Raw genomic sequence first — 15,947 nt, forward strand, 5'->3', positions numbered from 1 at the left:
AACTGTATTGCTGCCTATCAAATAGCTACAAAGCTAAAGGTCGGCAGCTATCAATAACGAGCGCTTAACCAGCACAGCAGTAATGTTGACAAAGAGAGTGAAGTCGCTATAACGGTTAAGGTAAAGTGAGAAGAGACTTAACTTCAAGCGTGGCATTGCCGCCTAAATCATCCTCTAAGTCGGGTACTAAATACAATGCACTTACATGTTTATTGATGAACCCTACATCTTTTGACTCAACTGGTGTCCAATCAGGACGTTGAAAGTTAGCAATATTTAGACAAACGGTAGTCCATTTATTGGTAGCAGGTACAGGGTGTTGATAATGCGCATAGCTTTTATCACCGTCGCCACCATAGTCTTTTTGTGACAGTTTAACGACTAAGTTCTGACTGCTTTGATAGGTTAACTGTATTTGTGTTGTATTTTTTAAAGACTTGTGCGGTAAGTCGTAAAATAAGCTCTACCCAAGCATTATTGTTAACGTCAACTCGAGGGACACGGGTAAAAGCAACCCAAATCTTATCATCATTGAGTAGGTCATCTTTTATGGTTGCTTTACTTCCATGGGGGGCAACACCATAACGCCAATCTTGTTTTTTAGTGGGGCTGATACTCAGTTGTTAACAATACAAGGTTGCATAGCAGTAACTGGCAAAGGCAATAAGGCGCATACAAGCAACGAAAGTAGAGCTCGATTTAACATAGAGTGATCCTTTTATAATGTAGTTAATTTTCAATAACATAACCTAAACCTAGAGTACTAACAGTGATATAAAGCTAACACCTAGGCTTTAGTTACTTTCCAAAAGGCAATACCGGCAGCAAAGCATAAAATCATGGGGTAAAACGCGTGAGAAATTACCGCCAAGGGTGAAATACCTAAGGTTGCACCTAAAAGTAATGCTTGCGCGCCATAAGGTAATAAACCTTGGTTAATACAAGCAAAGATATCAAGTAAACTCGCTGATTGCGCCGGTGTTAATTCGCCATCGGTGGCTAATGCTTTAGCGGTTTCGCCAGTAATAATAATAGAAACTGTGTTATTGGCAGTGAAGAAATTACAACCAAAGGTTAACCCCGCAATACCTAAACCAGCTGCGCGCTTTTTATTACTAGGGCTTAGCTTCCGGGCCAAAGATTCTATTGTTTGCGTTAGCGCCGCAAGCCCCCCTTGGTGACGAATTAATTCACTTAAACCACCAATAAACAATGACAAAATAAAAATGTCTTGCATGCTAGCAAATCCTGCATTTATATCATTAACCCAAGCGGACAATTGATAGTCATTCGTTAGCATACCAATAGCGGCGGCGAGTACTATTCCTATGCTTAGTACCACAAAAACATTTACGCCAGACAATGCCAATATTAAAATAACAATGTAAGGTATCAGCCCATATAGCGCAGGATCATTGCTTACATCATAATGAATACTCTGTCCTAGTACCGCAAACATGATCAAGCAAATTAATGCAGCAGGTACAGCAAATGTAAAGTTAACGCGAAACTTGTCTTTCATTTTTGCACCCTGACTCCGCGTCGAGGCAATGGTGGTGTCAGAAATAATAGATAAGTTATCTCCAAAAATAGCACCAGAAATTAAGCAACCAGCAACTAAGGCTGAATCTAACTCAGCAGATTCAATAAACCCCAAAGCAATAGGGGCAATAGCGGCAATAGTCCCCATTGAAGTGCCCATTGCAGTTGACAAAAAGGCAGCAACTAGAAACAAGCCAGGTAATAGTAAATAAGCAGGGAAAATCGCTAAACCTAATTGTACACTTGCATCAACACTGCCCGTTGCTTTCGCCACGGTTGCAAAAGCGCCAGCCAATAAATAGATAACGCACATCGTCATAATGTTGGCATGACCAGCCCCCTGAATAAACTGCCCTATTTGTTTATCAATAGACTGCTTATCGATAACTTTGCCTAAATAAATTGCGACAAATATTGCAGGGATAATCGCAATGCTGGCAGGTAATTGGTAAAAAGCAAAGTCACTCCCTTGTAGCGTAAGAATAACGCCGGTTCCTAAAAAAATCCCCAGAAAAACGGCAAATGGTAGTAATGCAATCAAACTGGACTTATTTGATGATTGTTGTACAGCAGAGGAGCTCATAAATGTTATTCATGTTAGTCAAGTCTATAGACTCATAAAAAAGAGAGCGAGTACTAAATACCTTGATGATTAAAAGAGAAAAGCATGTAGTTGCTAAGCTTTTTAAGGAAAAAAACCACAAGCCATATGGCGATGATTTTGCCATAAAGAGCTGCACTTTACTATCACTAACCTTGGGCTGATTTAGGGTTATCTTGTTGAGAATGGAAAGTACCTGAGTTTTTTAATTATTTTTTTATAAAAAAAATTTAAGTCGGCAAAATTATTTTTTACTTGCTAAAACAGATCGTTACTGCAAGGAAAATATTCAATCACTTCGTCAGTTTATGATGCTTTGTATAATTTTGTTATTTTGACTTTGACAAAACAATTAATTAGGTGGTATGTTGGTATAACAGGTTGATGGTATGTCTGCTTGTCATGTTTTGCAGTGCTACATGCTAGTGGTTGAGCAATGTAGTTAGAAAGTAGTTTAAAAAACGTAACTTATGACATTATTTTAAAAAATAAAGATAAATTTTGGGGATAACATGTTGAAACTTAATAAATTTGTAAAATCATTACTCGCGGTGAGCATTGCTTCTGCAACAACTTACACTATGGCAGCTGACGCTAATACAGCGACAACAGTGGCCGAGGTAGAAAAAATAGTTGTGACAGGCTCGCATATTCCTAAAGGTGACTTTGAGTCAGCTTCCCCCATTAAAGTACTTGATGCTGAAGATATAGAAGGTGTGGGGGCAGTAAATATTGGTGACCTCTTAGGGAAAATTCCCTCTGTTGTAGGTGATACAACTTCATCTAGCTCTAATATTAGTGGTCAAGACTCTGGCCTAAGTACAGTAGCACTACGTAATTTAGGCTCGTCAAGAACATTAGTTTTGGTAGACGGTAAGCGTTATGTGTCAGGCATGTCAGTAGGCTCTGGTTATGGCGTTGACTTAAATACTATTCCTACAACTATGATTCAGCGAGTAGAAGTACTGACAGGCGGGCAGTCAGCTGCTTATGGCTCAGATGCTGTAGCAGGTGTCGTGAATATTATCATGAAGAAAAACTTCGATGGCGTTGCCTTTAAAGCTCAAACAGGACGAAGTGCTGAAGGTGATCGTGATCAGACCGATATTGAGTTTTCATTAGGGAAAAACTTTAAAGACGGTAACGTTTGGCTTTCTTTTGGCATATCTAATGATGATGGCTTAATGGCCAGTGATCGAGACTATTCTCGTGTGCACAAGGATGCAGTTGATACTAATGGTGATGGTATTAGAGATACCTCACAGTATGTTGGCTCTTCACATGTGGTAGGCGGTCGTATTGATAAATATAATGGTGACGGTAGCTTATTTACTCGCACTGATGATGTAACCACATCGGACGCTTTTAACTTTCACGACTATCGCTCTATGTTGGCGCCATTAGAGCGAAAGTTTTTCGCTACAGGCCTTTCATTAGATCTGAGTGATAAATCACGTTTTAACTTAACGGCTAATTACGCTAGAGTTGACTCTCGCGCACGCTTTGAGCCTATCCCACTAGATACAAGAAATGACATCTTTAAGTTATCAAAAGGCGGGACAACCGGTATTGATATTGCTACTCATCCTTGGTTTGCTGGGACCGCCTTAGGGGATAATTTATTAGCAGATGGTATTACTAGCCTTGATGATGCCAGTTTAACCTTTAGACGTTTAGTGGAGTTTGGTGATCGTGGTGCTGAAAATACACGTAGCACTTTTAGAGTTGCAGGTGAGTATGAGTACGATATTTCAGATGATATTTATCTAAAATTAAGTGGTACTTATGGGGTAACGGACCAAAACCAAAAAAATCACGGTGATATCAACCTTGACCGAGCTCGCTTTGCGATAGATGCTGTTGATGATGGTGCTGGTGGTTATCAATGTGCGGATGATATCGCTCGTATAAATGGTTGTGTCGTTTTTAATCCTTTTTCTGCTGATGGTATTTCACCAGAAGCGGTTAACTACTTAGCAGCAGACACTAATATCGTGGGGAGCATTGAGCAAACCGTTTTAACTGCAACTATTGCCGGCGAATTAGATTATGCCATTAGTAATGATGTCGACAATATTGGCTTTGCCGCGGGTGTTGAATACCGTGAAGAAAAAGGTCAAGAAACCCCTGACCCACTTCGTCAAGCGGGCATAGTACGTGGTGCTGCAATTGCTAAAACTAAAGGACAATTTGATGTAGTAGATATTTTTGCTGAAGTAAATGTTCCTTTACTAGAGCAATTAAATTTATCTGCGGCGGTTAGAGTAGGTGACTACTCTTCTGTTGGACGCACAACTAACTGGACTATTGGTTTAGACGCCCCCATAACAGAAACAATTCGCTTACGCGGGGCAGTTGCCACAGCGGTACGTGCCCCTAATGTGAGTGACTTATTTGCTGGTGGTACAGCAACAGCTGAATTTGTCACCGACCCTTGTAACACAATAACAAATGCCGATACTGGGAATATTGCCGAAAACTGTCGTTCAATACCCGCTATTCAGCAGCGTATTAATGCAGAAGGATCTTTTACACTAACCACAGTAGAAGAACAGAACACTGCCGGTTTATTAAGTGGCTCTAGCGATGTTAATGAAGAAAAAGCTGACACATTTACTGCGGGTATTGTATTTAGCCCTGAGTTTGCCCCTGGCTTACAAATGTCACTTGATTATTACGATATTAAAATTGAGGATGCCATTGCTAAAACTGACCGTACCGTTATTTTAAACCGCTGTTATTCGGTTGATCCAAGCAATTTTGATGCAGACTGTGGTGGTTTAGTTCGCCGTGATGGTCGTGGAGGTGCAGCTTTAGATGTAAATGCTGCTTCAGGTAATGAGAATATTTTTGAAACCAGCGGTATTGATATTGATATTTCATACCTGACTACCTTAGGCTCAGGCGATCTGTACTTAGGCGTAGCCGCTAACTTTTTAGATACTTATGATATTACTGGTATTGAAACAGGCGATACACAAAGCCTTGCAGGCGAAGTGCTATTCCCAGAGCTGCGTTTCAATGTAAGTGCATCGTACACGCTAAATGACTTGAATGTTTACTGGCAATTACGCTATTGGGATGAAACCAAAGACCGTAATAATAATACGGTGTTAACCGAAGAGCTTAACGCAATAGACTCACGTGTTTACAATGATATTCGCTTCAGTTACACCTTCACAGACAACATTAATGCTTACTTTGGTGTGACTAACTTATTTGATGAGCAGCCGCCACATTTAACCGCTAATCATAAATATCAACAGCAAGGCACGTTAACCAACGGAACGGCATTTGATTTAACCGGACGCGCTTATTACGCGGGTATTAAATTAGATTTTTAAGCAGAGTAATAGGTTTATAAATCATTTATATCGTGCTGGTGGGCTGCTCAAAAGCCCACCATATTACTATACAAAAGAGAATATTTTCATCAACAACTTTGAGTTAACAAAGGTGTGACTAAACCTTACTTCGGGTAAATAAGTTTTAACAGCACATTATTAGTACATAAGTTAGCGAAAAATAAATATATTAATTTACAGAGGATTACAATGGAAAAACTGACTGGACTGATAGCCGCCCCTCATACACCTTTTGACCAGAATGGTGAAGTTAACCTGCCAGTGATTGACCAAATTGCGGCATTACTTATTAAACAGGGTGTCAAAGGCGTTTATATTTGTGGCACAACGGGCGAAGGGCTTAATTGCTCTGTTGAAGAGCGCAAAGCGATAGCAGAGCGCTGGGTTTCTGCGGCTGCCGGCAAACTTAGTATTACTGTGCATACCGGCGCTTTATCGATTGTTGACACCTTAGCATTAACAAAGCATGCAGAAACCCTAGACATTTTTGCGACTTCTATTATTGCGCCGTGTTTCTTTAAGCCTGGCTCTATTGATGAGTTAGTCACTTATTGTGCCACTGTTGCGGCAGCGGCTCCTAGTAAAGCTTTTTATTATTATCATTCGGGTATGTCGGGCGTTATGTTTGATATGGAGCAGTTTCTTATTAAGGCGGAGAACCTTATTCCCAACCTTGCGGGTATTAAATTTAACCATGTAGACCTTTATGAATACCAACGTTGTACGCGTGTCTGTGACGGAAAATTTGATATTCCATTTGGTGTTGATGAATTCCTTCCGGCTGGTTTGGCTGTTGGTGCTATTGGTGCGGTTGGGAGTACTTACAACTACGCTGCGCCGCTTTATTTAGACATTATTGAGGCATTTGATCAAGGTGATCAAGCAAGAGTAACAGCCCTTATGGATAAGGTTATTGCTATTATCCGTTTACTCGTTCAATACGGTGGTGTTGCCGCAGGTAAAGCAGCTATGCAGCTTCACGGTATAGACGTTGGCGACCCGCGTTTACCTATTCGTGCCCTTACTAACACTGATAAAGCTGACATTGTAGCGAAAATGAAAAGTGCAGGCTTTATGGAGCATATAAAGTAAGCGTACTGATCATTCTTTAACTTTCCATTAAACCGAGTAACATTTTTAGGTGCTTTAGTATACTCAGCAAGAGCTAAAAAATTATTCCATTTTTAGCTCAATGAGTCACTGTCCTTTGGTAGCGATACATCAAAACGCTGGTATACGGCCATCAACATTTTGTTGATGGTTTTTTTTTTGCGTGAACAAAGGCACAGTCATTACAGGCTAATGAGTGAACTTGTTAGCCCTTAGACGTGCCAAGGGTAAGGCAAGATCAGAGCAAGAAAGGTAGATAGCGGCTAAGAGCAGATAACAACAACAACGGTGACAGGAAAGAATAAAGAAAGGAATTAAGATTCAAGCGAATGGACAAAAAGCGTTAATAAAATATGAGCCATACATGAGGGTATTGCAGCGCAATACCCTCATGTGCTGCTAGCAATGTTCTCTAGCATAGAGCATGGCACCAACTAAGTCGGCATTGGCGCCCATGTTCGGCGGTAAAACACAGACTTGATAAATGCTGGGTAATTTGGCTATTTTATTAATAACTTGAGTAGAAAATACCGAAGCAGAGCCAACACTCCCACCTAAAATAACTTTTTCTGTGCCTGTCATTGCTTTGACTGAAGCGATTAAGTCACACACAGCACTACTGGCGTCATCAATAATTTTTTCAATGGCCGGCACCGATAAGTATTGTTCAAACACTGCTTGGCAACTAACCGTTTTGTTTAATATTAAGGAAGCTTGTTTAGCAATGGCAGTGCCAGAAGCAATGGCTTCAGCACAATTAATTCGGCCACAGTGACATTTTATCAACTGCTGGCTATTATGCTGTACAGCAACATGGCCTAAATGGGCACAAAAACCGTCAGAGCAGGTAACTAATTGGCCATTTTGAATGATGCCACCACCAATTCCTGTTGACACGGTAATGTATACCAGTGTTTCATCGTCCTTGTTGACGTTGTTATTAGTAGGGGGAAGTAGGGTGCCTTCCTTGGCAATGGTTTTTTGTTCGGCTTTAACAACACAATACTCTGCCCAAGCAGCGGCAGCAGCGTCATTGATAATAGTAACAGGTAATTGAAAGGCTGATTCAAGCTGTGCCTTTAAAGGTAGTTTTTGCTTGGCAGAAAGAAAATTAACATATTCAACGCCTACTTGACCGGTACAAGCAATGGCAACATGCGTTGCTTGCTCAACCCAGTCTTGGCAAAGCGCGATTAAATGTTGGTGCAAGTTTACTAAATCACTATGAATAACCGAAGCAATTTTGCGTTGCTGTATGATTGCATAATTATCAAGTTTCGTATGCGCTAAGTTATTGCTGAGGTCTGTCGCTAAATTAGCACTGTCGCAGGCGATAAGTGCTGCTGATATTTTTGTGCCACCGACATCGATTGCTATGATCATTGCGTATTTTCCTTTCTTTATTTTGTTCTATCTTAAAGTCAGCTGAGCTCGGTTATAACGAGCAAGTTACTTACTAACCGCACTATCAATGCTCCCTACAAACCATTGTGTAATATGCTCAACACGGGTAATAGCAGACCCAACGGTGACTGAAAATGCGCCTAACGCAATGGCTTTTGCCGCACGTTCAGGTGAGTTGTAACGGCCTTCAGCAATAACATTTAACCCTTGTTTAACCCATTGAGAGACCAACGCATAATCAGGCTCGGTTGGCGTATTATTAAGATCAGTATAGCCCGACATCGTACTGCCAATAAATGTACACCCCTGATTTGCTAGCATTAGGCCGGTTTCATAGTCAGCACAGTCAGCCATAGCTACGCACCCCGCTTGGTGAATAGCATTAAGCAAATCAAGCATAGGTGCAGGGCGCTTACGATCCGTACCGTCAAAGGCTATAATACTTGCCCCGGCTTGTGCTAATGCGTTGACATCATCAATAAAGGGAGTGATGCGCACGGGGCTGTCAGTTAAATCTCTTTTGACAATACCGATAATAGGAGTTGAGGTTGCTTGGGCCACTGCTCGCACATTCTCTACACCCTCTATTCTTAATCCTTTAGCACCACCATTTACAGCGGCTAATGCCATGGCAACAATATGTTCAACCTTATCCATTGGACCGTTATCAACGGGTTGGCATGACGCTATTAAAGACTTTTTTAATGACGATAAAAGTTGTGTTTCTAATTTTTTATTTACGACAGACATAGAGATTTCCTAAAAGATAAATAAATATGACAATGTAGTCATGGAGTTGATTCATTGTGTATAAGGCTAAACCGGTTAGAACACTTTTAATACTTAGAGTTTTGTGGGTTAATAAGCTAGCAATGTAACCAACAATAAATTAAGAGACTATACCTTGGCCAATGAATAAATAGCCGTTTGCCCAACCTAATTGCTAGGCTAAAATCGCGGGGCAACGCCGGCTAAAATACCAACAATAGCCCCATTGAGTTAGCTTTTTAGCTAAGGCGCCTAACAAAAATAGTCCCAAGTGTCCCTATAAACATACCAACTACTTTAAAGTAAGCTTCCATTTATTAATGGACTTTAGCGTTGATAAAAATAAGTCCGCCAATGTACCTAAAGTATCCATAGCAAAGGTTAGCAAGCAAGTTGCGCTCAGATAGCCTTTTAAAAGTTTACTAGATTAAATGGTTGAACAAGGCCAGTCACCAAGGTTGTGGCCATGGAGTTCAAACTCGTTAATATGTTTGGTTGTGCTGTATACCTGTTATACCACTTATCTTGTGAAAATACTATAAAAACATCTGATTTCATTAAAGGTGCTTATACTGACACCACCTAGGTTATGTGTATTGTTTTTATGTATAAATAACAGGTATTACTTCTATGAATCAATTAGTTATCTTTTATGTTGCTAGCCTTGTCGGTTTGTGTTGGGGAAATTGTTACTCGAGAAAAGGCGATGGCCTCATAATTATCGCGCTCAAACAGTACGCCAATGTCTTCCCCTGCCATTTGACAGATAGACGAATAACCAAATGAACCTTGATATACCCTTGCTACGCGTTGCCAACTTGCGGCATTATCATGGCTCAATTTTAGCGTGCCATCACAACGCTCAAGCGTATCTTCAGGGCCGCAATACAGCAAGCCAGTTAACTTGTTATTGGTTTGTAAAGCAATAAGGCTGGCTTGGCATTCAGGCTCAGTGAGATCGGGGGTATCTTGTAGTGGTGACCAAGTAGCACCGCCGTCAGTGCTAAATGCACATTTACGCAGCTTTTTACCATGAAAGCTGCGCGCATTGAGTACTATACGCCCGTCAAAAAGTTCTGCTATTTGTGTTTCGTTTCCATGAACCCCTTGTGCTGCGGGGGCAACCTCACCATATTGCCACTCGTATCCGCCGTCATCACTGTATGCTGTGTAAACTTTCATACTGTCCCAAGGTCCCTGCGTAAATGGCATAACGAGTCTGTTTTTGTAGCGCTCACCTTTCAGTTGGATGCCTATGCCTGGACCACCAGCATAACAGGTTACCTCGGTTGGTCGTTTCACTTGCTTTGTTACTTCCACCCGTGGTGTCCATGTGTGCCCACCATCACTACTACGTTGCACATAACTGCGACAAATATGGCCTTCATAACCAGTTTCAACCGCGCCTTCGTGTATGTTAGACGGAAAGTTTTGCCCAGCATGTGAGATCCAATCGTTGGGATCCGCCACAGCATCGGGTGTCGTGTATGGGTACTCCTGATACATTAGTACAATATCTCCAGAGGGTGCATCTAGTACCACAAGCGGGTTATTTAAGGCATTATCACCTGCGTCGGCAACCAGTATTTGTTTACTCCATGTAGCACCGCTATCTTGGCTGGTTTTTAAAACAATTTTATTTTGCGCGTGATCCGACAAAATAGCTCTAGCCTCACAAAAAGCCAGGAGCGTGCCCTCTGGTAAACGTAACAACGCCGGAATTCGGTAACTACCAAAGCCATCAACACCGGCTTCAAAAACATTAGTAATCACTGATTTAGGCGACAGTGAAGGTTTTTCAGTACTCATTTTAACTTCCTCTGCTGCAAGGTATAATGAATTAAGCTAACTAGAGCGGCTGCAGCTGGGCCGTCTACTTTATCGTATAAATTGTTAAGCCACTAAGATCCTTAGCCGGCGAGTTTTGAAATAATCCACTCGCTAAATAACCAACTAAAATCGTGGAAACTATGCCAATTGAACCAAACAGATACCCCTCTGTTAATTCAAAAACCCAGGCTAAGAGCATAGTGCCAACGCCAACTAATAGACCAATAATTGCTCCCGGCACGTTTGCCCTTGTGCTGATGATCCCTAGAATGAACAGGCCACCGAGTGCTCCCATGAACATGCCAACTATTTTGAAATATTCCTCCATTAATGATCTAATTTCGGGGCTAATGAATAAAAGGCCCACTAGTGTACCTATGATACCGACTAGTAAGGTAAGTAAACGTGCTGCATTTAAATAAGCTCGCTCGCTACGACAGAGATTGAAAGGCCGCATAAAGTCTGTCACTAATGTGGTTGCCATTGAGTTCATACTTGTTGACACCGTTGATTGTGCCGCTGCGAAAATGCCAGCAATAATAAGTCCCGCAATACCAATAGGTAACTCACTGGAGATAAAAGCAGGAAATATTTGGTCAATTTGCTTTGTAGGATCAAGCTTCTCAGGGTTATGCTGGTAAAAAACATACAAACCAGTACCAATCGCAAAAAATAAAACGGATGCTACTGGCGCCATTATGCCATTAGTAAAAATAGACTTGCGGGCTGATTTTACATCTTTTGTTGTCATGTAACGCTGTACAATAGATTGATCGGCGGTATAAGTTGACAAGTTTTGTCCTATGCCACCCAGTACTATCACCCAGATAGACAGTTTGGTGACACTATCCATGCTAAAATCAATATCGGCAATTCTAAACTTATTATTTTCCACCCCACTGCGAAATATTTCGCTCAAACCACCCTCTACGCCGTTAACAATGTAAGCAAAGCACAGCAGTGCCCCTAGCAGAAGGACAATTGTTTGTATTGTGTCAGTCCAGATAACCGCTTCTATGCCGCCAAGGGTGCAATAAATAAGGCTAAGCACGCCGATAATCAGCACGCATTGCCAAGCATCAAAGGGAGTTACCGCCGCTAATGCAAGTGCTGTCAATGCCATCACAATACCCATACGACTAATGTGAAAAAGAGTAAATAATCCGCTGGCAAATAAGCGCACAGCCATATTGAAGCGCAGAGACAGAAATTCGTAAGCGCTGGTTGCATCTATTTTTCGAAAAAATGGCATTGCGACGTAAGCGGCAATTGGCGTGACTGCTAGGATCATCCAAATGCCTAGCCAGTAGAGCCAATCAGTGCGATAAACGATGGCCGGTATACCGACAAAGGTTAGTGAGCTAAGCATTGTTGCATACATTGAACAGGCATTGGCCCACCAAGGAATGCTTTGGCCACCGCGGAAGTAATCGTTGACATTTTTATTTTTGAAAACAAAATAAACACCCACCATAACCATGGCGAATAAATACGCTACGAGGACGGTCATATTTTGCCAGCCAAAAGCACTGCCAGCTTCGGTAATAGTGGCTAACCATAGTCTATTATCGTTACTTAACTCTCCAAATTGAAAAACCAATAATCTTCCGTCCCACGGTAATGCTGTTAGGGTACTATTACTGTGGTTGTTTGCCAGGGGAGTAGGGGCTGAACCAGTGTTGGTATAATGAGTCCAAGCACCTGTAATGGTGTTGTAACTCTGCACTAAAGTTTTTGCACTTGTGCTAGTAAACAGTAAAAAGTGTGACTGGCCAATAGCAACAGCGCTGCTTGCGCTCAATTGTGAATTTGGTAGGGGTATTTGACTCTCTTCAAGGCTAACCCAAGGGTGAGCGGAGCCATTCGGTTGGTATTGCCATAAATTAGTAGTGTTAGCCTCTGAACTCTGTGCTTCAATGGCGAATAGGGAATCTAGGTTACCATCGTTTTGGCTTACGAGTGTTGCAGTTAGCGGGGCAGTTGAAACTTGTCGCCAAGGGGATGCTTCACTTGTGCTTTGGTCTAATACTGTAGGAGTAACAGTGTCGATATCGAGTGCGTACAGCAAAGATTTATTATCGTTGTTGAGTGATGGTATTAGTACATATAAAACATGGTCAACAAATATTGCCGACCCCTCTGCCATAGGTATGGGTAATGCCGGTAGTGCTAACATTTCTACACTAAGTGACTTGTTACGACGTAACAAAATGATGTCATTGAGCATTTGTGTGCCATCATGACCACCGACCAATACCACACCGCCTTCAAAGGCCGCTGTGGCACCATATGCTCGTGGGGATGGGAGTCGTATTGAAGCTTCTTGCCAGGCCAAAGAGCCAGCAGAGACTGAACTTTGCTCTGCAAGCCAAATAGAGTCGAGGTATTTAGGAGCCGTTGAATCTTTTGTCGCAGAACCAACGCCACCAGCGAGTATTAGCAGGTTGTCGTGCACGCCAACGAATGGGGCATGACGTGACATTGCTTCTTTGGGGGCTTCTGCTGGTGACCAGTGAATGGCGACACTATCTATTTCGGACGCCGTGGTTGAACAGGTAAGTAATAGTGTTAATAACCAAGTCACCAGGCTCAATGAACGAACCAAGCGAAGACGAGACATTATGAGAAAACAGTGGTGCATGGTACAGGTCCCTCTGGTGTTTTGCGTTGTTTAAGAATGTTAGGCCGATAAAGTCCGGACTTGACAGCTAGTAGCTGTTCACTAGTTAACAAGCCTTCGATATTTACGCCTGGGTTATTAAATACTAAGTTTTCAGCGATAAAGGATAACTTGGCTTCCATATTAATGGAGGAAGGCAGCAAACATTGTTTGTAAGTAAAGATGCCGTGCTCATCCCCTACAATATTGGCAGAGATAGTATGTAACGTTTGCTCATTGGTGCTGATCTCGGCACAAGCAGGTGTCGGTAATAAAGCGGTTAACATTGTTTTTAACAGGTGACTAATCATAGTAATCCAATTGCTGTTGATTGTACTGTATACCTGTTATACCACTATTGTTTTGCAAAATCTAGTTAATTCAGTTGAGTTTTGAAGGATACAGGTGAAATTTAACCAAGGAATGGTTTTATTTAACTAATGTATTAATGCGTTGAGCCATAAAAATGGCTCAACTAACTATAAAATGTAAAAGAAGGGTTTATAACTGTTTTTCAGCTTTAAGGGGAGGCAGTAAAGTTATTACGCCGAACTTAGGTTATTTAGCGTAATAGTTATCAAAAACATATTGTATATGCTGTGTTAGATATTTATCTGCACCTTCTATATCGCGGTTTTTAATGCACTCTAAAATATTAACGTGGTCTTGATGACTTTGCGTATTGAGCTCTATGGAGTTTTTCTTGCTAGGCCTTGCATCAATAACCCAATCGACCAGGGCTTGATGAACGGCTAAGAATATGGGGTTACCTGGAATAGAAGCGATAACACGATGGAAATAAATGTCTGTTTTTTTAAACTGGCTTTCGTTATCAATGGCTTTACCATTTAATACAACCGCTTTTTCCAACTCCTCAATTTGCTCCGCTGTGGCAAACTCAGCAGCATGACGGACTAGACTAGACTCAAAGAAGTTTCTGAGCTGATCAAAATACCGTAAACCATTTGGTTGAGTAAGAAAATCTTTTGACATTCCTGATAATTCAGAGATGATAGTATCAGGGGAAGGCCGAGTAACTCGCGTTCTTTCACCGCTACTAATTTTCACGAGACCTTTGCGGGCAAGTGCAGATAAAGCGTCACGAATAGAAGGACGACCCACACCAAAGACAGCCATAAGCTCTCTCTCAGAAGGTAGCGCGTTACCTTCGGCAATTTCGCCTTGGCGTATCATTAGCTCCAACTCTTCTTCGACAGTCTCTGATAATTTCTTTCGTTCAACGGGGCGTTTTAGTGTAATTGACATGCATAATTCCTTAGTGCTGTACCTATGTACCTATTCTGCTATTGTACCAAGGCAAAATAAAATGTATAGAGATTATTTTATTTATTGAAACGATATTCATGTTTTGCCTTTATTTTTTTAATTATTGCTTTAAATCAATCACCTATTATTAGGTAAGCGATATAACGGCAAGTAACTTTATAAGATTAGCAGCGAATTAAGCGTGGCAAAGCTCATACAAAAGGTGATTGTTTGCGGAAAAGTGGGCAACAGTTTTCGCTCTTTATAGGTTTAAAACGACAACAAAATTGCCTGTTGTTATAGTGATTCACGAGGGTACAGGAAAGACAACCACAGCTTAGACACTTATGCGATTATTGATTATTTACAACCTTGTGGCTTGGCTATCTTAAATTTAGCATACCGACGGGTGGACAGCTTAGGTGAAAACTATAAAGCTATTTGCCAATTAAAATATATTTGTATCACAGAAATTGAACCAACCAGAGCAAGTTTTGAGGATAATAGGCAGCAATGTTGGCGTTAAGTCTAAGTGTTACAAGCTAAAAATAACGAACGCTAGGAAGGTTATCAGCCAAGCGTAAACTTATATACATTCGCTTATAAAAAATAACAAATTGCGATACTCAAGCTTACATACCAGCCCTATTTTATGATAAACTCTCGCAAATTTTTTATAAAGATAAGTGAATAATATGTCAGAAAACAAATTAGAAACCATTGAACAACGTGTCAGTTACGGTGTAGGTCGTCAACTAGGTGACCAATTACGTAATAATCCTTTTAAGGACTTCGATACTTGTGCAGTACAAGCCGGTATTGCTGATGCATTAAGCAATGCTGCTAGCCAAGTATCCGAAGAAGATTTAAACGAAGCGTTCACCGTTGTTTCTAAAAAACTTCAAGAGCAAGAACAAATTTTAGCAAAAGAAAAAGCCGCAGAAGGTGAAGCATTTTTAGCCGAAAATGCTAAACGTGATGAAGTTACTGTGACAGAGTCTGGCCTACAATACGAAGTGATTACAACAGGTGATGGCGAAAAACCAACAGCGGCAAGCACAGTGCGTGTTCACTACCACGGTACTTTTGCTAATGGCGATACATTTGATAGCTCTGTTGAGCGAGGTCAACCGGCTGAATTCCCAGTAGGTGGTGTGATTGCTGGCTGGACAGAAGCATTACAGCTGATGACTGAGGGCAGTAAATGGAAATTAACCGTACCTTATAATTTAGCTTATGGTGAGCAAGGCTCACAAGGAGCTATACCTCCTTATGCAACCTTGGTATTTGATGTTGAATTAATTAGCATTGTTAGCTAATTTAGTTGTTTTTAAAAGCCCTCAATAGAGGGTTTTTTTTTGATTGAAAATTATTTAATTTGGTTCAGTGACTGTTTAAGATA

At 41.1% G+C, this 15,947-nt stretch carries 10 protein-coding genes; 3 read left to right on the forward strand and 7 right to left on the reverse strand.

Annotated elements, in window-relative coordinates; all coding sequences use genetic code 11:
• Positions 1–787: 787 nt before the first annotated feature.
• Positions 788–2,125, reverse strand: a complete 1,338-nt coding sequence (locus AC0UA9_RS08365; RefSeq protein WP_475659236.1) for a Na+/H+ antiporter NhaC family protein — start codon at positions 2,123–2,125, stop codon at positions 788–790.
• 530 nt (positions 2,126–2,655) lie between these two features.
• Here AC0UA9_RS08365 and AC0UA9_RS08370 point away from each other — a divergent pair.
• Both AC0UA9_RS08370 and AC0UA9_RS08375 read left to right on the forward strand, forming a co-directional pair.
• A complete protein-coding gene (locus tag AC0UA9_RS08370; protein WP_475659237.1) occupies positions 2,656–5,487 on the forward strand; it encodes a TonB-dependent receptor plug domain-containing protein in 2,832 nt (943 codons plus the stop codon).
• Positions 5,488–5,697: 210 nt separating this feature from the next.
• Positions 5,698–6,600 (forward strand): dihydrodipicolinate synthase family protein, encoded by a 903-nt coding sequence (locus AC0UA9_RS08375; protein WP_475659238.1) that lies wholly within the window; start codon positions 5,698–5,700, stop codon positions 6,598–6,600.
• 417 nt (positions 6,601–7,017) lie between these two features.
• Here the strand turns inward: AC0UA9_RS08375 and AC0UA9_RS08380 are convergent, their stop codons facing one another.
• The 6 genes from AC0UA9_RS08380 to AC0UA9_RS08405 all read right to left on the reverse strand — a co-directional run bounded on the left by AC0UA9_RS08380 (position 7,018) and on the right by AC0UA9_RS08405 (position 14,545).
• Positions 7,018–8,001 carry an ROK family protein gene (locus AC0UA9_RS08380; protein ID WP_475659239.1) on the reverse strand — a complete coding sequence of 328 codons (984 nt, stop codon included), beginning with the start codon at positions 7,999–8,001 and terminating at the stop codon, positions 7,018–7,020.
• 66 nt (positions 8,002–8,067) lie between these two features.
• Entirely contained in the window at positions 8,068–8,772 is a 705-nt protein-coding gene (locus AC0UA9_RS08385) for an N-acetylmannosamine-6-phosphate 2-epimerase (RefSeq protein WP_475659240.1), read from the reverse strand.
• A gap of 657 nt (positions 8,773–9,429) precedes the next feature.
• Positions 9,430–10,599, reverse strand: a complete 1,170-nt coding sequence (locus AC0UA9_RS08390; RefSeq protein ID WP_475659241.1) for a sialidase family protein — start codon at positions 10,597–10,599, stop codon at positions 9,430–9,432.
• Positions 10,600–10,663: 64 nt separating this feature from the next.
• Positions 10,664–13,240, reverse strand: a complete 2,577-nt coding sequence (locus AC0UA9_RS08395; protein WP_475659242.1) for a sodium:solute symporter family transporter — start codon at positions 13,238–13,240, stop codon at positions 10,664–10,666.
• Complete coding sequence (locus AC0UA9_RS08400) at positions 13,240–13,590, reverse strand: hypothetical protein (protein WP_475659243.1); 351 nt, start codon at positions 13,588–13,590, stop codon at positions 13,240–13,242. Before AC0UA9_RS08400 ends, AC0UA9_RS08395 begins: the two co-directional genes overlap by 1 nt.
• A gap of 247 nt (positions 13,591–13,837) precedes the next feature.
• Positions 13,838–14,545 carry a transcriptional regulator NanR gene (locus AC0UA9_RS08405; protein ID WP_475659244.1) on the reverse strand — a complete coding sequence of 236 codons (708 nt, stop codon included), beginning with the start codon at positions 14,543–14,545 and terminating at the stop codon, positions 13,838–13,840.
• A gap of 695 nt (positions 14,546–15,240) precedes the next feature.
• Here AC0UA9_RS08405 and AC0UA9_RS08410 point away from each other — a divergent pair.
• Positions 15,241–15,864: an FKBP-type peptidyl-prolyl cis-trans isomerase gene (locus AC0UA9_RS08410; RefSeq protein ID WP_475659245.1), complete on the forward strand. Its 624-nt coding sequence runs from the start codon at positions 15,241–15,243 to the stop codon at positions 15,862–15,864.
• Positions 15,865–15,947 lie beyond the last annotated feature (83 nt).

The sequence above is a fragment of the Colwellia sp. F1 genome (assembly GCF_056238625.1).